The organism is Ruegeria sp. F12 (assembly GCF_056533885.1).
The window spans coordinates 465,611-484,806 of record NZ_JBQFOV010000001.1 but is presented as its reverse complement, the minus strand read 5'-3'; the positions used below and the strand labels follow the sequence as shown (position 1 = coordinate 484,806).

General features: G+C 57.2%; 19 protein-coding genes. 5 read left to right on the top strand and 14 right to left on the bottom strand.

Annotated elements, in window-relative coordinates:
• Positions 1–128: 128 nt before the first annotated feature.
• Together ACR0CA_RS02420 and ACR0CA_RS02415 are read left to right on the top strand one after the other, a co-directional pair.
• Positions 129–947: an SDR family oxidoreductase gene (locus ACR0CA_RS02420; protein WP_170769747.1), complete on the top strand. Its 819-nt coding sequence runs from the start codon at positions 129–131 to the stop codon at positions 945–947.
• A 17-nt stretch (positions 948–964) separates the two neighbouring features.
• Positions 965–2,008: a phosphotransferase family protein gene (locus ACR0CA_RS02415; protein ID WP_480504317.1), complete on the top strand. Its 1,044-nt coding sequence runs from the start codon at positions 965–967 to the stop codon at positions 2,006–2,008.
• Here ACR0CA_RS02415 and ACR0CA_RS02410 read toward each other — a convergent pair.
• Positions 1,994–2,599 carry a DsbA family protein gene (locus ACR0CA_RS02410; RefSeq protein ID WP_480897338.1) on the bottom strand — a complete coding sequence of 202 codons (606 nt, stop codon included), beginning with the start codon at positions 2,597–2,599 and terminating at the stop codon, positions 1,994–1,996. The genes ACR0CA_RS02415 and ACR0CA_RS02410 overlap by 15 nt on opposite strands.
• Positions 2,600–2,742: 143 nt before the next feature.
• On the opposite strand from ACR0CA_RS02410, the gene ACR0CA_RS02405 reads away from it, so the two are divergent.
• Together ACR0CA_RS02405 and ACR0CA_RS02400 are read left to right on the top strand one after the other, a co-directional pair.
• Complete coding sequence (locus ACR0CA_RS02405; protein ID WP_480897337.1) at positions 2,743–3,972, top strand: serine hydrolase domain-containing protein; 1,230 nt, start codon at positions 2,743–2,745, stop codon at positions 3,970–3,972.
• A gap of 49 nt (positions 3,973–4,021) precedes the next feature.
• Entirely contained in the window at positions 4,022–4,882 is an 861-nt protein-coding gene (locus ACR0CA_RS02400) for an acyl-CoA thioesterase (protein ID WP_480504314.1), read from the top strand.
• A 5-nt stretch (positions 4,883–4,887) separates the two neighbouring features.
• Here ACR0CA_RS02400 and ACR0CA_RS02395 read toward each other — a convergent pair whose 3' ends face one another.
• The 12 genes from ACR0CA_RS02395 to ACR0CA_RS02340 form a co-directional block, all read right to left on the bottom strand.
• Positions 4,888–5,655, bottom strand: a complete 768-nt coding sequence (locus tag ACR0CA_RS02395) for an SDR family oxidoreductase (protein WP_480897335.1) — start codon at positions 5,653–5,655, stop codon at positions 4,888–4,890.
• Positions 5,656–5,765: 110 nt separating this feature from the next.
• The gene (locus ACR0CA_RS02390) at positions 5,766–6,995 is read right to left on the bottom strand and encodes an acyl-CoA dehydrogenase (RefSeq protein ID WP_480897334.1); all 1,230 of its coding nucleotides are present in this window, start codon (positions 6,993–6,995) and stop codon (positions 5,766–5,768) included.
• A 110-nt stretch (positions 6,996–7,105) separates the two neighbouring features.
• A complete protein-coding gene (gene phoB, locus ACR0CA_RS02385; protein ID WP_170769754.1) occupies positions 7,106–7,795 on the bottom strand; it encodes a phosphate regulon transcriptional regulator PhoB in 690 nt (229 codons plus the stop codon).
• Positions 7,796–7,808: 13 nt separating this feature from the next.
• Positions 7,809–8,510 (bottom strand): phosphate signaling complex protein PhoU, encoded by a 702-nt coding sequence (gene phoU, locus ACR0CA_RS02380; RefSeq protein ID WP_170769755.1) that lies wholly within the window; start codon positions 8,508–8,510, stop codon positions 7,809–7,811.
• A gap of 16 nt (positions 8,511–8,526) precedes the next feature.
• Positions 8,527–9,324, bottom strand: a complete 798-nt coding sequence (gene pstB / locus ACR0CA_RS02375) for a phosphate ABC transporter ATP-binding protein PstB (protein ID WP_170769756.1) — start codon at positions 9,322–9,324, stop codon at positions 8,527–8,529.
• Between the two features lie 10 nt (positions 9,325–9,334).
• Positions 9,335–10,696, bottom strand: coding sequence for a phosphate ABC transporter permease PstA (gene pstA / locus ACR0CA_RS02370; RefSeq protein WP_170769757.1), 1,362 nt, complete (start codon positions 10,694–10,696; stop codon positions 9,335–9,337).
• Positions 10,693–12,165 (bottom strand): phosphate ABC transporter permease subunit PstC, encoded by a 1,473-nt coding sequence (gene pstC / locus ACR0CA_RS02365; RefSeq protein ID WP_480897333.1) that lies wholly within the window; start codon positions 12,163–12,165, stop codon positions 10,693–10,695. Before pstC ends, pstA begins: the two co-directional genes overlap by 4 nt.
• A gap of 83 nt (positions 12,166–12,248) precedes the next feature.
• Positions 12,249–13,289, bottom strand: coding sequence for a substrate-binding domain-containing protein (locus ACR0CA_RS02360; RefSeq protein ID WP_480897332.1), 1,041 nt, complete (start codon positions 13,287–13,289; stop codon positions 12,249–12,251).
• 159 nt (positions 13,290–13,448) lie between these two features.
• The gene (locus ACR0CA_RS02355; protein WP_480897331.1) at positions 13,449–14,522 is read right to left on the bottom strand and encodes a sensor histidine kinase; all 1,074 of its coding nucleotides are present in this window, start codon (positions 14,520–14,522) and stop codon (positions 13,449–13,451) included.
• Positions 14,523–14,552: 30 nt separating this feature from the next.
• Complete coding sequence (locus tag ACR0CA_RS02350; protein WP_480897330.1) at positions 14,553–15,077, bottom strand: gamma carbonic anhydrase family protein; 525 nt, start codon at positions 15,075–15,077, stop codon at positions 14,553–14,555.
• Positions 15,074–15,715 (bottom strand): guanylate kinase, encoded by a 642-nt coding sequence (gene gmk / locus ACR0CA_RS02345; protein ID WP_480552135.1) that lies wholly within the window; start codon positions 15,713–15,715, stop codon positions 15,074–15,076. Before gmk ends, ACR0CA_RS02350 begins: the two co-directional genes overlap by 4 nt.
• 16 nt (positions 15,716–15,731) lie before the next feature.
• On the bottom strand, positions 15,732–16,622 hold the full coding sequence (locus ACR0CA_RS02340) for a YicC/YloC family endoribonuclease (protein WP_480897329.1): 891 nt from the start codon (positions 16,620–16,622) through the stop codon (positions 15,732–15,734).
• Positions 16,623–16,918: 296 nt separating this feature from the next.
• Between ACR0CA_RS02340 and ACR0CA_RS02335 the strand changes: the two genes are divergently transcribed.
• The gene (locus tag ACR0CA_RS02335) at positions 16,919–17,539 is read left to right on the top strand and encodes a PAS domain-containing protein (RefSeq protein ID WP_480897328.1); all 621 of its coding nucleotides are present in this window, start codon (positions 16,919–16,921) and stop codon (positions 17,537–17,539) included.
• 264 nt (positions 17,540–17,803) lie between these two features.
• On the opposite strand, the gene ACR0CA_RS02330 is transcribed toward ACR0CA_RS02335, so the two are convergent.
• A complete protein-coding gene (locus tag ACR0CA_RS02330) occupies positions 17,804–19,174 on the bottom strand; it encodes a class II 3-deoxy-7-phosphoheptulonate synthase (protein ID WP_480897327.1) in 1,371 nt (456 codons plus the stop codon).
• Positions 19,175–19,196: the final 22 nt, after the last annotated feature.

Genomic DNA, 19,196 nt, shown 5'->3' with positions numbered 1-19,196 from the left:
TTATCCCTGTTATTCCTACAGGAGGAAGTTTGGCGCAGCCCGATACGTTGTCAAGGATATGACGTTGCAGCGGTACGCGTATGCAGACACCATGTCAGCGCCAAATGAACAAACACGAGGAGCACCCGATGACACCCGAATCCCTATTCTCGGTAGAGGGAAAGACAGCCCTGGTAACTGGCGGTGCCACGGGAATTGGCCGCATGGCCGCCGAAGCCCTGGTACGGGCCGGTGCAAGGGTTCTCATCGCCTCGCGCAAGCAGGACGCGTGCGAGACCGTAGCAGCCGAACTCAATGCGCTGGACGCGCCCGGCAGCGCAGAGGGGTTTGCCGGTGACGTTGGTAGCAAAGAGGGTGTGGATGCGCTGGTGGACGAGGTTCACAACCGCACGGACAAGCTTGATATCCTTATGAATAACGCAGGCGTGTCTTGGGGTGCGCCAATGGGACAGTTCCCTTATGAGGCCTGGGATAAGGTCATGTCGGTGAATGTAACAGGTATATTCGAATTGACCCAGAAACTGTTGCCAACGCTTATGAAATCAGGTTCGGCCGATGATCCGGCCCGTGTTGTCAATGTGGGATCGGTCATGGGTGAGGTACCGATGGGCGACGGCGCCTACAGCTATTCAGCCTCTAAAGCAGCGGTTTTGCACCTGACCAAGATCATGGCCAAGGAATTCTCGCCCTACCACATCACAGTCAACGCCTTGGCACCGGGGCCGTTTGTGTCGCGTATGACCGCCTTTGCCACTGCCGATGAAACCACCCGCGACAAAGTCGGAAAGTCAGTTCCGCTGGGTCGGGTCGGCGCGGATGAGGATATTGCGGGCTGCATGCTGTTTCTGTGCGGTCGCGGCGGCAGCTATGTCACGGGAGCCGTCATCCCGGTTTCGGGTGGGATTAATGTGGTGACCGCGGGAAATATCTTCGCAGAGGCCCTGTGAGCGGTAAGGAGACTGATATGTCCACGGACACGCAATTGGACCTGAAGGCCGTTGATGCCTATCTCAGCGCGCATCTCGACGGCTATCGAGGCCCGTTGGAGGCCACTAAATTCGCCGTCGGTCAGTCCAACCCAACATATGAATTGAAGACACCGACGCAAGTCTATGTTTTGCGGCGTAAACCTCCTGGCATACTCCTAAAATCCGCTCATGCCGTGGACCGGGAATTTCGGGTTCAAAAAGCCCTGTCGAACAGTCGAGTGCCGGTGCCCGAAATGTTCCTTTTGTGCGAGGACGACACCGTCATTGGATCGGCCTTTTACGTAATGGAGCGCCTGGACGGTCGTAACTTCCTTGAGCCGACTATGACAGGCGAAACCAAGGAAACGCGCGCCGGTGTTTTTGAAGAGATGAACCGCGTATTGGCCGAGCTCCACATGGTCGATATCCAGGACGTGGGCCTCTCCGACTTTGGACCGCCGGGAAATTATTTCGAACGGCAGATCTCACGCTGGACCAAGCAATACCGCGCGTCCGAGACCAAAACCATTGCTCAGATGGACCAACTGATTTCTTTACTCGACGCGTCAATGCCTGCTGATGACGGCCAGAGAACGCTGGTTCATGGGGACTATCGCATCGACAACATGCTATTCGAAAAGAACGGCACCCGTTGTATTGGCGTTCTGGACTGGGAACTTTCTACGATCGGCCACCCCTATGCCGATCTGGCGGCGGTGATCATGCAGTGGCAAATGCCACCGGGAAAAGAGGGGCGGGGCCTGGCAGGCATCGACCGATCCAGCCTCGGCCTGCCGTCGGACAACGAGTTCATTGCAGCCTATTGCAAGCGCCGCGGACTGCCGGGCATCGACAACTTCGGTTTCTACCTTGCTTTCAATTTTTTCCGCATGGCCGGTATCCTGCAAGGTGTCTACAAACGCGCCTTGGACGGCAATGCCTCGGACCCGGAAAGAGCCAGAAAATTAGGTGGTTATGTTCCGATGTTTGCCCAGTATGGCTTGAAAGCGCTTGAGGGCGCAAACTCACACACTACGTGACAATTCAAGTTCCAGATTGGGCAAGCTGTTTTTGCCAAAAAACATCTCGGAGCTTGCAAAAAATGTGGGAACACCAAAAACACCGCGCTTGGCCGCATTTTTGGACTGATCCTTTAGTTGCTGCTTAATGCCCGGCTCTGTCATCGCTTCGCGCAGTTTTCGGACAGGCAGTTCGTTGTCTTGTAGAATATCCATCAGCACCGTAATCTCATCTGCTTTTTGACCATGCACCCAGATAGCATCAAAGATCGCGTCTATGTATTTGGCTTCCCATTGTTTTCCCGAGGCAAAGACCGCTCCGCGCATGGCGAATTTGGTGTTGATCGGAAAATGGGGGCTCATATGAAAACTTACGCCGCGCCGACGGGCATAGCGATGGAGATCATGGGTCAGATAAGCAGTTTTCTGACGGTTTTCCGAGAATGCCTGAAACGGGCTTTGGTTGTTGGTCGCTTTGAAAATTGTCGTCAGAAGAACTGGCACATAATTGATCTGCACGCCATGATCCGCCACCAGCTTTGGCATCACCTTATGAGCCAGAAATGCGTTCGGGCTGCAAAAATCATATATAAAATCCAGAGTTTGTGACATGATTTTGATCCTTCCATCCCGACTCGTCGATTCTTTAACCCGTTGAGTGTAACAGCCATATGGAAATAGCTGCATCCCCATTGCGTTAGGTGACCACGCCCGGCAAAATCCGGGGAATTGATAGGCAATGTCAGGACGTCCACATGTGCAGTCAGACCACGCTCGACCCTTCCCGCCTCGGGCGCATTCCGATGTGGATGCAACGCTATGTGGATGAGCGGAAGTATGCAGGAAGTTCCGTCCTGATCCACCATCAGGGTCAAGAGGCATTCTTCCACGCCTGCGGGCTTCGGAATGTGGAGCAGAGCTTGCCTTTCCAGCGCGACACGATTGCCCGAATTTATTCAATGACCAAGCCAGTGACGTCTGTGGCATTGATGATGCTTGCCGAACGCGGAAACTTTCACCTCGACGCGCAGGTATCTGACTTTCTTCCAGAGTTTTCGAATATGCATGCCCTTGTGCCGGGCGCAAGCCGGATGGACCAAACCGAACCCTCGACAACCCCGACCTTGCATCAATTGCTGACCCATACAAGTGGTTTGAGCTATCCGTTTAACCCCGGGCTGCTGCCGAGTGCGATGGAAAATCAATCCATCGTCTTTGGCCCGCGTGAGGATCTTTTGGCGAACCGGGTGACTGCGCTCGCTGACCTGCCGCTGGCATTCCATCCCGGCAGTCGTTGGGAATATTCGGTGGGCATCGACGTGATCGGCCGGGTCGTGGAAATCGTGTCTGGCAAAACGCTGGATCAGTTCTTTCAGGAAGAGATTTTTGACCCGCTGGGTATGTCTGAGACCGGATTTACTGTTCCCAAAGATGCCGGGGACCGTTTTGCATCACTCTACACGCCCTTAGCTGGCAATGCGATGGATCTGAATTCGGCTGAGACCGGTGGTGACAGCCTGCGTTTGACAGATAGCTACGAAGATTCTGCCTTTCTCGACACCACCATGTGCTCTGGGGGCGGCGGTTTGGTCGGCACAATCGACGACTATGCTAAATTCGTCCAGATATTGCGAAATAAGGGGCAGGGGAATGGACACCGCCTGCTCAGCAGCAGAACGGTAGAATTCATGATGCGCAATCACTTAGCGGGCGACATTGCCTCGATGGGTCCAAGTAGTTTTGCGGAACAACCGATGGAAGGTACCGGCTTTGGCCTTGGCGGTTCGGTGGTGATTGATCCGGGTCGAACAGCCACACCGGGCTCTTTGGGAGATTTCAGTTGGGGCGGCATGGCCTCGACCTTTTTCTGGATCGACCGCAGCAATGACGTGACTGTCGTCTTCTTTACGCAGCTTTCGCCGTCTAGTTCCTATCCGTCACGGTCGGAACTCAAGGGGCTTGTCCTTGGGGCAATGATTGAATGACCTTCAGCAGCCTGTTACGCCATGTCATAGACAGATCGGAGAGCCCCACATGACCGAAGCCGAACATATTCTTCTGGATCTGTTGTCTTTGGAACGGCTTGAGGTTGATCTGTTTCGTGGCACAGGGTCGGGTGGTGAAACGCCGACGCGGATATTTGGTGGACAAGTCGTCGCCCAGGCCCTGTCTGCTGCATACCGTACCGTGGAAGACCGTCTGTGCCATTCTTTGCACGCCTATTTCATTCGCCCCGGCGATCCGTCAATTCCCGTTATTTATCAAGTAGATCGGGCCCGAGATGGAGGTTCTTTCACCACCCGCCGAGTCATTGCGATCCAACACGGGAAACAAATCCTTAACATGTCGGCCTCCTTCCATATTGCAGATGACGGCTGGGACCACCAGCATCCAATGCCCGACATCTCCGGCCCCGAGGGATTGCCCGCGCGGTCCGAGGTCAGACGACAATATCTGGATCGAGTTCCCGAACGTCTGCGATCCGAGCTGATGCGCGACCGTCCGATCGATGTACGCGAAGTCCACCATCTGGACCTGTTCGCGCCTGACAAGTCCGACGATCGAAACGCCATTTGGTTTCGAATGAACGCCGCACAGGGCAGGGACCAAATCACCCAGCAATTGCTGTTGACCTATGCTTCGGACATGTACCTGCTCAGCTCGGGACTAAGACCCCACGGCCTGAGTTGGTTTACCGGTGAGGTCAACGGAGCCAGCCTGGATCACGCCTTGTGGTTCCACGCACCGGTGCATTTCGACAAGTGGCACCTGTATTCAATGGATTCGCCCTGGGGCGGTCGAGGTCGCAGCTTCAATCGTGGTTCAATCTACACACAGGACGGCATATTGGTTGCATCTATCGCACAGGAAGGGTTGATGCGACGAGCGCGGTAGTTTGATCAATTATCCTCGATAAAAATTTGATTTAGCTTCTGCATTCCGCCCAGCCACCGATCATAATTGGTCGCTTTGTGGCGCATATAGTCCAGAACCTGCGGATGCGGCAGGATCAGAAACTGCTCTGCTTCAATGGCTTGAACACAGGCTTCCGCGACCTCGGACGGTTCGAGCATACCGTCGATCGACGCGACAGACACTTCGTATCCCTTGGTCATGTCTGAACGCACCGCCTGTGGGCACAGAACCGAAACTTTCAAACCCTTGCGCCCATATGTCAGCGCCAGCCACTCGGCAAATCCAACGGCTGCGTGTTTTGTGACGCCATACGGCGCAGCACCAGGTTGATTCAACAGCCCGGCAGCCGATGCGGTCATCAAAAAATAACCGCCGCCGCGTGCCAGCATCTTTGGAACCAGATGTCGCGCGGCCCAGACATGCGACATGACATTGATCTTCCACGTTCGATCCCAATCCGCATCGGGTGTATCAAAACCGCCGAGCGTCAAAATCCCGGCATTCGCGCAAAACAGATCAATTGGCGCGATCTGATCTTCGACGGTATCGATCAACGCCTTCACATGATCTTCGCTGGACACATCGCAGTGCAGAGCGTGACCACCGATGGAGCTCGCAACGCGTTCCGCTGCGTCCAAGTCAACATCCGAGCAGACGACCGTTGCACCAAGCTGCGCAAACCGTTCGGCGAGACCTTTACCAATACCACCAGCGGCGCCGGTTATGACGATGGTTTTTCCGTTCAATTGCATTTTGCGCTCCTGAAGTGGTTATCAGGAGAGCATCGTAAGGCTTTGAGGAACTGTGCAAAGTTCAAATCACGCGCAGGCATTATTTTACCATAATACCAATTACGCGAAACTCAATAGAAGGCTTGCAGGCCCGTTTGCGCACGCCCCAGGATCAACGCATGCACGTCATGCGTCCCCTCGTAGGTGTTCACGGTTTCCAGATTGACCATATGGCGGATCACCTGGAATTCCAGCGAGATACCGTTGCCCCCATGCATGTCCCGTGCCATCCGCGCGATGTCCAACGCTTTTCCGCAATTGTTGCGTTTTACGATCGAGATCATCTCGGGCGCAGCAGCAGCGTCATCCATCAAACGACCAACACGCAGGCTGGCTTGCAAACCAAGCGCGATTTCGGTCTGCATGTCCGCCAGTTTGCGTTGGAACAATTGTGTCTGCGCCAAGGGTTTGTCGAATTGCTTGCGGTCCAGCCCGTATTGACGCGCCGCGTGCCAGCAGCATTCCGCGGCCCCCATGGCACCCCAACTGATACCATACCGGGCGCGATTGAGGCAGCCAAACGGTCCTTTCAACCCCTGTACGTGGGGCAGCAAAGCGCCCTCGTCAACCTCAACTCCGTCCAGCACGATTTCGCCGGTAATCGAGGCGCGCAGGCTCATCTTGTTTTGGATCTTCGGCGCGCTCAGGCCCTTCAGGCCTTTTTCAAGCACAAAGCCCCGGATCTTCCCGTCATGTGCGTCGGACTTGGCCCAAACGACAAAAACATCAGCGATCGGAGAGTTTGAAATCCACATCTTGCTACCGGTCAAACGGTAGCCGCCGTCGATCTTTTCCGCTCGAGTTTTCATACCAGCCGGGTCAGAGCCCGCATCGGGCTCTGTCAGGCCAAAGCAACCGATCCATTCACCACTGGCCAGTTTCGGCAGGTATTTGCGGCGCTGTTCTTCACTGCCATAGGCATAGATCGGGTACATCACCAATGAACTTTGCACCGACATCATCGAGCGATAGCCGGAATCCACACGCTCAACCTCGCGCGCGACAAGACCGTAGGCGACATACCCTGCCCCGATACCCCCATATTCTTCGGGAATCGTGGTGCCCAGCAGGCCCATTTCGCCCATCTCGCGGAAAATCTCGGGATCGGTTTCCTCGTTCTGAAACGCTTCCAGAACCCGCGTTTGCAGTTTCTCGTGCGCATAGGCCCGCGCGCTGTCGGCGATCATCCGTTCGTCTTCAGTCAACTGATCAGACAGGCGAAATGGGTCCTCCCACGCAAATCGCCCAAGGTCCGGCGCATCTTTGGCACGCAAGGTCGGTTTGGTATCTGGGGCGTTCATGGGGCTTCTCCGCTCTGTCAGCTTCGGCGCAACCTAACCCGGTGATGCGCCAAAGGACAGAAAGAGTTTTGCATTTCCTCATGAGTAAAACTCATAGGGTAGCGCGCGCCCTACCCCAACGCGTATCCCGCGCCGCGAACGGTTCGAACTGGGTCGTCGCCGCCATGTTGCGTCAAAGCTTTACGCAAGCGACCGATATGGACGTCCACCGTTCGGGTGTCGACATAGATATCGCGACCCCAAACCCGATCGAGCAATTGCTCACGGCTCCAGACACGGCCTGGTTTCTCCATAAACGTGCTCAGCAGCCGAAATTCAGTCGGGCCCAGTTTCAAAGGCTTGCTGCCGCGGCTGACCTTGTGAGTTTCAGAGTCCAGAATGATATCGTCGAATTCCAATCGGATACCAACCGTCGCCGGGCGCACGCGGCGCAGTTGCGTCCGCACCCGTGCCATTAGTTCAACCACCGAATAGGGTTTGACTACATAGTCATCAGCACCGGTTTCCAGACCGCGCACCTTATCGACCTCTTCAGTGCGGGCCGATAGCATGATGATCGGAATCGAGCGTGTGTCAGGGCGTGATTTGAGGCGGCGGCAGACTTCGATCCCGCTCAGGTTGGGCATCATCCAATCCAAGACAATGATGTCCGGGCTGTCTTCGTCCACCAGTAACATGGCTTCGTCGCCATTAGCCGCCTTGGATACGCGGAACCCTTCCGCTTCAAGATTATAAGCCAGCACTTCACGCTGGGCCAGTTCATCCTCGACCACCAGCACTGTGGGTTGATCGGCAGACATCTCAGAAATCTCCTCAGACGGATTGCGAGGTTACATCGGCCTTTGGCCGCGCTTCGGCGGGGCGTTCGCCGGTCACCAGATACACGACCTGCTCGGCGATTGCGGTGACGTGATCGCCCATACGCTCGATATTCTTGGCGATGAAATGCAGATGCATACAGGACGAGATGTTGCGCGGATCTTCTGCCATGAAGGTCAGAAATTCGCGGAACAGACCATTATACATCTGGTCCACTTCTTCATCGCGGTTGATCACGTCGGTCGCCAATTCTGCGTCACGCTGGATGTACGCGTCCAGCGCGTCGCGCAGCATATGCTCGACTTCACGCGCCATGCGACGCAAGGCTGCGGCGCTACCGTTGATCTCACCCGCATTAACCAGAACCGTGGTACGTTTGGCGATGTTCTTGGAATAATCGCCAATGCGTTCAAGGTTGCCAGAGACTTTAAGAACCGACAGAACCAGACGCAGATCGCTGGCTGTTGGCGCACGCAGCGCGATCAGGCGGGCGGTTTCCTCGTCGATCAGTTCCTCAAGCGCGTCGATGGCCTTGTCACCTGCGCGGACCTGTTGCGCCAGTTCCTCGTCGCGCGTTTCCAGCGACCGGGCCGCACCCATGATGGCGGCTTCGACCAGCCCGCCCATCTTCATGATGTGGGCCTGAATGGCTTCTAGATCGCGGTCGAAGGCGGATGCAATATGTTGTTCGGTCATGATCAGATACCTGTCCTCAGCCGATCCGGCCGGTGATATAGCTTTCGGTGCGGGGATCTTCGGGGTTGGTGAAGATCTGACCCGTCTCGCCGAACTCGACGAGGTTGCCCAGATGGAAGAATGCAGTTTTCTGGCTGACTCGCGCGGCCTGCTGCATTGAGTGGGTCACAATCACCACCGAATAACGCGAGCGCAACTCGTCAATCAGTTCTTCGACCTGCGCAGTTGCAATCGGGTCCAGGGCCGAGCAAGGCTCGTCCATCAGCAGAACCTCGGGCTCGGTCGCTACGGCGCGGGCGATGCACAGGCGCTGCTGCTGACCGCCCGACAGGCCGGTGCCGGGGGCGTCAAGACGATCCTTGACCTCATCCCAGATCGCACCGCGACGCAGGGATTTCTCAACGATCTCATCCAGTTCCGCCTTGTTCTTGGCAAGGCCGTGGATGCGCGGGCCGTAGGCTACGTTGTCATAGATCGACTTAGGGAAAGGGTTCGGCTTCTGGAACACCATGCCCACTTTGGCGCGCAGCTGTACCGGATCGACGCGCTTGTCATAGATATCCTCGCCATCCAGCAGGATATCGCCCTGAACCCGGCAGATGTCGATCGTGTCATTCATCCGGTTCAAGCAGCGCAGGAAGGTAGACTTGCCGCAGCCCGACGGGCCGATAAAGGCGGTCACGGTCTTGTCTTCAATCTCGACGTTGACGTCTTTGATAGCGTGCGTCTCACCGTAGTAGACCTGCACATTATTCGCGGCGATCTTGATGGCTTTGGAGTCCACGGCTCTCTCCACTCGTGTCATGTCGTTCATAATAAGCCCCTTACCAGCGGCGTTCAAAGCGGCGGCGCAGGATGACCGCGATGGTGTTCATTGTCACAAGGAAGATCAACAGGATGATGATCCCTCCCCATGCGCGTTCGTAAAAGGCCGGGTCAGCGCGTTTGGACCATTCGTAGATCTGCGCCGGCATGGCCGAGTTCGGTGACAGGAAGCCCGCCACCAGCCCGTCGGGCGGGTTCGAGGCGATAAAGCCCACCATCCCGATCAGCAGCAGCGGCGCGGTTTCCCCCAGCGCCTGCGCCAGACCGATGATGGTGCCGGTCAGAATACCGGGCGCGGCCAGCGGCAAGACATGGTGGAACACCGCCTGCATTTTCGAGGCCCCTACCCCAAGTGCGGCATCGCGGATCGACGGCGGAACCGCCTTCAACGACGCACGCGTCGAGATGATGATCGTCGGCAGAGTCATCAGCGTCAGAACCAGACCACCCACCAGCGGTGCCGAGGTCGGCAGATGCATGTAGTTGATGAACACGGCCAAACCCAGAATACCGAACACGATCGACGGCACGGCGGCCAGGTTCGAGATATTCACCTCGATGATATCGGTCAGCCGGTTCTGCGGCGCAAACTCCTCAAGATAGATCGAGGCGGCCACCCCAATCGGCAGCGCCAAAGCCAGCACCACGAACATCATGAACAGCGAGCCCAGCATCGAAACACCGATCCCCGCAGCCTCGGGCCGTTGGTCGGACGCGTCCGAGCCGAAGATGAAATCGGGGTTGAACGCCTTATACAGCACGCCCGCATCCCGCAGTTGATCTACGAAATCCAGCTGGGCAACCGTGATGCTTTTGTCATTGGCGATGGATTCGCGGGTCACGCGACCCTTCATATAGCCATCGACACGGCTGTTGACCAAAAAGCGGAAGCTGACCGTCTTGCCGATCTCATCGGGGTTGGCGATCACATAGTTCCTCAGCTCGGCCTGTGCGGCTTTGGACAGGATTTTGCCCATCTCCTTGGGCGAAAGATCGGTCTGGATACCCAGCTCTTGCACTTCCGTCTCAATCGCCGAGGCGATCAGCGGCGCGTAGCCAAAGGTCGAGACCTTCTTGATATCCTCGATATTGCGGTTGCCCTTCTTGTCCAGCTTGTCTTCTTTCAGCTCAACATTCAGTTCAAGGAACGTCTGCTGGAACGCGCCGGTGCCTGCGGTCACAATGTTTGTGACCAGCACGATCAGCATCAGCAGGCCGATACCGATGGCAGCAATGCCATACATCTTAAACCGGGATTCGGCTGCATTGCGCTTTTTGGTCCGTGCGTCTTGCTCGAACAACGACCCCTTTTTGGGTTTCGCAGCCGGAGCAGCAGCGGGCGTTTGGGAAATATCGGTCATTCGTACTGCTCCCGGTATTTGCGTACGATGTAGAGGGCGAAGATGTTCAGCCCCAGCGTAATGATGAACAGGGTCAAACCCAGCGCGAACGCAACCAACGTTTCAGGGCTGGCAAAGTCGGTATCGCCGGTCAACTGGCTGACGATCCGAGTGGTGATCGTGGTCATTGCCTCGAACGGGTTGCCCGAGAATTTGGCGATTGCACCGGCAGCCATCACCACGATCATCGTCTCACCGATGGCGCGGCTGGCGGCCAGCAAGATCGCTCCGACGATCCCCGGCAGCGCGGCCGGCAGCACCACCTGACGGACAGTCTCGGAATGCGTAGCGCCCAGCCCCAGAGAGCCATCGCGCATCGACTGCGGCACCGCGTTGATGATGTCATCGGACAGCGACGACACGAACGGGATCAGCATGATGCCCATAACCAAACCCGCCGTTAGTACCGCGTTCGAGCTGGCCATCCAGCCCACTCCCAGCGCCCCGCCTTCGCCGAACATCGACACCAGCGCAGGACCAACCGTCAGCAAGGCAAAAAGACCATAAACGATGGTCGGGATACCGGCGAGGATCTCTAGCAATGGCTTGGCAATGGAGCGGGTCGCGCCTGAGGCATACTCCGACAGGTAAATCGCGGCGAACAGGCCAATTGGCACCGCCACCAACAACGCGATCACCGAGATATAGAGCGTGCCCCACAGAAGCGGCAGGATCGACAGTTCCGAGCCGCCACGGAAGTTCGGGGCCCATGTGCTGCCGAAGAAGAAGTCTTTCCACGAGTGCAGTTGGAAGAAGTTCAGCGTCTCGAAGAACATGGACAAAACGATGCCCACCGTTGTCAGGATCGCAATCGAGGCCGCCAGCAGCAACAGCGCCAGAACGCCTTGTTCCACTACGTTGCGGGCGCGGAATTCCTTGTGCGTTCGGATATAGGCAAAGGCTGCACCAAACAGCGCGACGATCACAACGATCACCTGCATGGCTATCGTTCCGGTCGACGTCATGCTGCGGTATTTCTGGGCCGCGGCCAGAATAGGTTTGGTAATCTCCTGAGTCAGGACCTGACCTGAGTCTTTCAACGTCTGGGTCAGCTCGGCAATATCGGCATCGGCATTCCCAGCCTGCGCTTCGCTCAGCGCGCCGGTCGCAACGGCCCCGGCCAACCCGTTCGAAACGCGCCGAACCTCGCTCATGATCAGGCCGCGGTCAGCGCCTTCAGGGATCGCGTGGTCGGGGATCATGCCGGTGACTGTGCTGTTTACGATCATCGGCTGCGCCAGCAACCAGACGACCAGAATGCCAAGCGCCGGCACCAGCGCCGTCAGCGCAACATTGTAGCCATAATAGGACGGCAGAGAGTGCAGATCGCGCGCGTCTCCTCCTACGCTTGCAAGGGCACGGGACCGCCCCGCGAAATATCCGATCACTGCGAATGCAAGCAGGATGAGCAACAGCCAGGATAGTGCCATGGGAACTCCGTCGGAATGGCTGGAGAAGAGTCAAAAAGAACCGGGGCGCGCATAAACCGCCCCGGTTCCATAAGCAAGGGTGATTAGGAGCCGCCGCCCAGAACGGTTTCGTTCGCAACAGCTTCCTGAACTTTGACCAGCTCGGGATCCGAAACCAGGCCGTATTCAGCCAACGGACCATCGGGGCCTGCGATCTCGTCGGCGACGAAGAACTCAGCATATTCTTTCAGGCCGGGGATCACGCCAATATGCGCTTTCTTCACGTAGAAGAACAGCGGACGCGAGACTGGGTATTCGCCGGTTGCGATCGACTCGGTGGTCGGAACAATGCCGGACATGGTTGCAACTTGCAGCTTGTCGGTGTTGTTCTCGTAGAAGGCCAGACCAAAGACGCCGATGCCGTCTTTGTTGCTGTCGATACGCGCCAGAGTTTCGGTGTAGTCGCCGTCGATGTCGACCGAAACGCCGTCCGTACGCAGAGCGATACAGGCTTTCTCGGCAGCTTTCTTGTCGTCGCCGTTGGCTGCTTTGTAAACGTCAAAGTCGCCCAGGTGCTCACAACCGGCCAGGATCACCTTGTCTTCAAACACTTCACGGGTGCCGTGCTTGGTGCCCGGGATGAAAGCTGCGATCGGCTGCGCCGGGAAAGTAGGGTTCACGTCGGCCCAGGTTTTGTTCGGGTTATCGACCAGCTGACCGTCAACAACGATCTGTGCGGACAGGGCTTTGTACCAATCTTCCGGCGTGAACTCGAACGAGTTGCCGTTGATGTCGGAGGCGAAAACGATGCCATCATAACCGATCTGAACTTCGATGATGTCGGTCACGCCGTTTTCGGCACAGGCTTTTACTTCTTTTTCACGGATGGCGCGCGAAGCATTGGCAACGTCGATGGTGTTTTCGCCAACACCTTCGCAGAAACGCTTCAGGCCAGCCGAGGAACCGCCCGATTCAACAACAGGGGTCGGGAAGTCGAAGTTTTCACCGAAGGCTTCGGCAACGATCGAAGCGTAAGGCAGAACGGTCGAGGAACCGGCAACCTGAACCTGATCACGTGCAGCAGCGGTAGTGGCCGAAACGGCAGCAATCGCCAGAGCAGAAGCCGACAGTTTTACAAAGGACATCTCAGTCTCCTTGAGAATGGTTGTTTTTGATCACCCCCATGATGATCTTGCCGCACCCCTAAGAGCCGTGCGTAAGCCTTTTGTGACAGGTTTGTAACGGTTTCATGACAAACCGGCAGATTCAGCTATGACTTTGTGACAATCCCGGTATGCCGGGCGTCAAACCTGAGCCTCTTCCGGTTTTAGCTGCGGCAAAATCACTGTGAAAACAGACCCTTTGCCCAACTCGCTTTCCACCCGCAAGCGCCCGCGATGCCGATTGACGATATGTTTTACGATCGCCAGCCCCAAACCGGTTCCACCCAATTGCCGGGACCTGTGATTGTCTGCCCGGTAGAATCGCTCGGTCAAACGCGGCAGGTGAGTCGGGTCGATACCCGGCCCCTTATCCGAAATCTGAACCCGCACAGCCGGGCCGCGCATGGCGGTGTCCCGTTCGAAAGACTGAATTCGTACTTCAACCAAGCCGCCGCTACCGCCGTATTTGATTCCGTTCTCGATCAAGTTGGTAAAAACCTGCCGCAACTGATCGCTGTCACCGATCAAGGACACCGGTCCCTGGGGATCATTGGTAAGGCGAAGTTCAACTTCCGCATCCTCGGCCAGTGGCCGCAGTGAATTTATCGTGGATTGGAGCAAGCCCGACAGGTCCAGCTCCTCTCGTGGTCGCACCCGTTCTTCGCTTTCGACCCGGTTCAGCGACAGCAAGTCCCCTACCAGCCGGTTCATGCGGTTGGCCTCATCCGTCATGATCTGAAGAAAGCGCTCGCGCGCGGCGGCATCTTCGCGGGCGGGGCCGCGCAGGGTTTCTATAAAGCCCATCAACGCGGTCAGCGGCGTGCGCAGTTCGTGACTGACATTGGCGACAAAATCGCGCCGCATCTGACTGGCCTGTTCAAGATGGGTCACATCCTGAAAAACGGCCAGAACAGCCCCGCCTGAGACAGCGCCAACACCGTTCATATAGCGGCACTCTACCTCGAACGTGGTGTCCTGAGCGCCGTCATTTGCAAGGTGGCGCGTCTTCGCCCGCCCCTTGTCACGCAGGCTTTGCTCCATCGCCTCAATCACCTGCGGCTGACGCAGGATGGTGGCAAAATGACGGGTGACGATGTTTTGCCCAAGCAACGTCCGTGCATCTGTATTGGCCGCTATGATCCGCTCGGTCTGATCGACCATCAGGGCAGGTAGGGGAATGGCCGACACAATTTCGGCAAGCAGATCGTCTGACATCGTTGGTACTCGGTGATATTCGAGGGCGTTCTAGGGCACGGGTGTCAAAGTTTCACGAAACTTGCGCATATTTTCCTGATAATGCAGAGCGCTGAACGTGATCTTTTGCGCCGCAGCCGCATCCAATTCTCGCACCACCTTGCCCGGTGCACCCATCACCAGCGAATTATCCGGGATTTCCTTGCCTTCAGTGATCAACGCCCCTGCCCCGATCAGGCAATTCTTTCCTATTTTTGCGCCGTTCAGGACAATTGCCCCCATCCCGATCAGAGTATTTTCCCCGATCGTGCAGCCATGCAGCATGACCTTATGCCCAATGGTGCAGTTCTTGCCGATCGTCAGCGGATAGCCCGCATCAATATGCATCACGCAGTTTTCTTGCACGTTGCTGCCTTCGCCCACGCGGATCTCTTCGTGATCGGCGCGTATGGTGCAGCCAAACCAGACCGAGGCCCACTGCTCCAGCACCACCTTCCCAATCAGGTTGGCATCGGGCGCGACCCATGTGTCCTCGTGGATTTGCGGCGTGTGCGGGCCGAGGGCGTAGACCGTCATGACAATTCCTCAAATTCGTTTTGCAGCGTGCGAACGTGGTTTTGCAGCACCGGTTGCTGAATACGCCGCATGCGTTCGGCGCTGACGATGGTCTTCAGCTTTTCCTCAGTCGCATCCAGATCGTCATTCACCAGAACGTAGTCGTAATAGCCCCAGTGGCTGATCTCATCCCAGCTTTTCAGCATCCGCTTGGCGATCACGTCGGCGGCGTCCTGACCCCGGCTTTCCAGCCGACGACGCAGTTCGGGGATCGAGGGCGGCAGGATGAAAATCGACAAAGCGTGCTTGCCTAGATCTGAGTTGCGAATCTGCACCTCGCCCTGCCAGTCAACATCAAACAGCACGTCCTTGCCGCTGTTGATCGACTCGCGCACCGGCCCCGCGGGTGAGCCATAGAAATTCCCGAATACATGCGCGTGCTCCAGCATCTGACCGTCGGCGACCTGCTGTTTGAACGCATCCTCACTGAGGAAGAAGTATTCGCGGCCATGTTCCTCACCCGGACGTGGGGCGCGCGTTGTGGCCGAGACCGAGAATTCAAGGTCGCTGTCCCACTGCATCAGCCGCCGGGCCAAAGTGGATTTGCCCGCCCCCGAAGGTGAAGACAAAATAATGAGTAGGCCGCGTCGATCCGCCATAAGGGTGTTCCTGTCGTTATTCCACGTTCTGCACTTGCTCTCGCATCTGATCAATTACGGCTTTCAACTCAAGCCCTACCGAGGTCAGTTCGGCGCTTTGCGCCTTGGAGCATAAGGTATTTGTCTCGCGATTGAATTCCTGCATCAGAAAATCCAGCTTGCGCCCCACGGCCACATCCTGTGCCAGCAAGTCACGCGCGGCCGTGACATGGGTTCTGAGGCGGTCGATTTCCTCGGTCACATCCGCTTTGACCGCGATCAGCGCCAGTTCTTGCGCGACCCGGTCCGGATCTGCGCTTTGTGCGTTTTCCAGCACGCGGGCCAGATTTTCGCGTAAGACATCGGCCATCTTGTCCTTGCGCTGTTCGGCCAGCCCGGCGGCCTGATCGGTGAAAGCTGCCACCTGATCCAGCTGGCTGTCTAGAACCTTGGCCAGCGCTTGCCCCTCGGCCTCGCGCATGGCGATGAACTCGGCCAGAACGGTCGCAAATTCGGTGCTGAGTTGCTTTACCAGAGCGGTCGGATCATCCACATCGGCCCCTGCATCCAGCATGCCTTTTAGCGCCACCAAATCGGCAGCGCTTGGCGTTGCAAGTGCTACGCCAGCTTCCTCCGCCATCTGCTGGGTGCGCTTCACCGCCGCCAGGGCTGCGGCCATGGCCGTTTCGTTCAACACGATCTCAGGCGCGGATTCGTCCCGGTTCAAGCGCAGCGACAAGGTGACATTCCCCCGGCTCAGCGCCTTGGACATCTGCGCCCGCAGCGCCGCCTCCAGCCCTGTCAGCCAATCAGGAACGCGAATGCGCATGTCCAGCCCCTTGCCGTTGACGCTGCGCAGCTCCCACGTCCAGCTATGCGGCCCCAAAGCGCCTTTGCCCGAGGCGAAGCCCGTCATGGATCTGATCATAGCCGACCTTTCGTTATAGCCCATGGCCCTATTCCGCCAGCACCTAAAGCCAACCACCAGCGCAGGGCAAGAGTTTGCTGAGTTTGTCGCATCCAGTACCCAGTTAACCATTCATTAAAGAATTCCTCCAAAATTGTATTAACCCGTGTCAATCTGGTTGCTGTTGGGGTGGTCAGTCGGTGATGTCCCCGATATGTGGCATTTTATGAAAATGACGGTCGATTGACACTAGGGTGATGAAAATGAAGACGTTTTTCGGGAACGGTTCCGGGTCAAACTTTGGAAAGATCGTCGCAATGGATCGTTTTGACAGTGGGCGCAGCCTGTCCCCCATCCGGCAGGCTGAGGCATATTGGACAGCGTTGCTGACGGGCGACGGTGTGCCCATGCGGTCGCAGATTGATCCGCGCGGACTCGAGAATATTCTGGAATACACCTTCATCCTGGAACGCATCGCACCCGGTCTGGCAAGGTTTCGCCTTGCGGGCAGCCATCTGAACAACCTGGCAGGTATGGAGGTACGCGGAATGCCTCTGACAGCGTTTTTCGAACCGGGTGCGCGGACTCAAATCACCGACGTATTGGAAGAAGTCTTTGCCAAGCCCGCGATTGCGGAGCTTGGGTTGATCTCGTCCGGCGCACTGGGTCGCACCCGAATGCAGGCACGGATGATCCTGCTGCCTTTGAAAAGCGATCTGGGTGATGTCAGCCGCATTCTGGGCGTGATGGTCAGCGACGGCGTGATCGGTGCAACCCCACGGCGCTTTGACGTCTCGGATCAGAAACTGCGCCCCGTCTCAGATGTTCAGGCCCCTCAAAAACCGGCACGGCCGTCTGTGGTTGGTTTTGCCGAAGATCAGACAGAATTCAAACGTCCGGGTTCGCACCTGCGGCTGGTCGTGTCGCGCGACGACTGAGTTCGGAACCCGATGTTATTTTAGAACCGGCAACCAGATCGTCTTGCCGGTTTTTTTGTCTCGCCCAACCTCGCGCTCGAACCGGCCATCGGCGCGCATACGGGTTCTTGGATTCTCGATCGGGTCGAGATTCTGCAAGTAAGGCGTCAGGCAGTAGAAACTCTGTGACGCCTTACGAGAATGCCGACGGCGCAAACGTGCCCAAAGGAAGCTCAGCCCAAACAACTTGGCCCCCTTTGGGTTCGCGTAAAGAAGCGCGCCGCCTTAGCCAACCGCACGTTTAGTGCGGTTACGGCGCAGGTTCGTCAGTTCTTCGGCCACAAGGAACGCCAGTTCCAACGATTGCGACGCGTTCAAACGCGGGTCGCAAGCGGTGTGGTAGCGGTCCGAGAGGTCCTCTTCCGTCACTGCGCGCACGCCGCCAGTGCATTCGGTGACGTCCAGACCGGTCATCTCAAAATGCACGCCGCCGGGGACGGTGCCCTCGGCCTGATGGACGCCAAAGAAATCACGGACTTCGCGCAGGACCGAATCGAATGGGCGAGTCTTGTAACCCGTGGCCGACTTGATCGTGTTGCCATGCATCGGATCGCAGACCCAGGTCACATTGGCACCCTCTTCCTTGACGGCCTTCACCAAGCGCGGCAGATGCTCACCCGCTTTGCCTGCACCAAACCGCGCAATTAGGGTCAGGCGACCCTCTTCGTTTTCGGGGTTCAGCTTGGACATCAGAACCTTGAGGTCTTCGGCAGTCGTGGTCGGACCGCATTTCAGACCGATCGGGTTCTGTACGCCCCGGCAGAATTCAACATGCGCGCCGTCGGGCTGACGGGTACGGTCGCCGATCCAGATCATGTGACCCGAGCCAGCCAGCCAGTTGCCAGAGGTCGAATCCAGACGGGTCAGCGCCTCTTCGTATTCCAGCAGCAGCCCTTCGTGGCTGGTGTAGAATTCGACGGTCGAGAACTCGTGCGTGGTGTCGGCGGTGATTCCGGCAGCATCCATAAAGTCGATCGTGTCCTGAATGCGGTCGGCGATCTCGGAATACTTTTGAACGTCCTGCTCATCCGTGAAGCCCAACGTCCAGGAATGCACGCGGCTCATATCCGCGAAACCACCAGTCGAAAACGCGCGCAGCAGGTTCAGCGTGGCCGCCGCCTGCGTGTAGGCTTGCAGCATCTTGGACGGATTCGGAATGCGGGCCTCGGGAGTGAAGGCCAGCTCGTTGATGATATCACCACGGTAGCTGGGCAGTTCCACACCATCCACCACTTCGGTCGGGGCACTGCGCGGTTTGGCGAACTGACCGGCCATACGGCCAACTTTGACCACCGGCACCTTGGCACCATAGGTCAGAACCATCGCCATCTGCAGCATTACCTTGAACGTGTCACGGATCGCATCCGCGCTGAATTGTTCAAAGCTTTCAGCACAGTCGCCGCCTTGAAGCAGGAACGCCTCACCCCGTCCAGCCGCAGCCAGGTGTTGTTTCAACCGCCGTGCCTCGCCCGCAAAAACCAGCGGGGGATACTGGGCAAGCTGGGCCTCGACCTTGGCCAGCGCGGCCGCGTCGGTATAATCTGGCATCTGAACTCGGGGCTTGTTGCGCCAGTTCGTTTTTTGCCACTCGGTCATAGCTTTGATCTCCGCTGAAGTA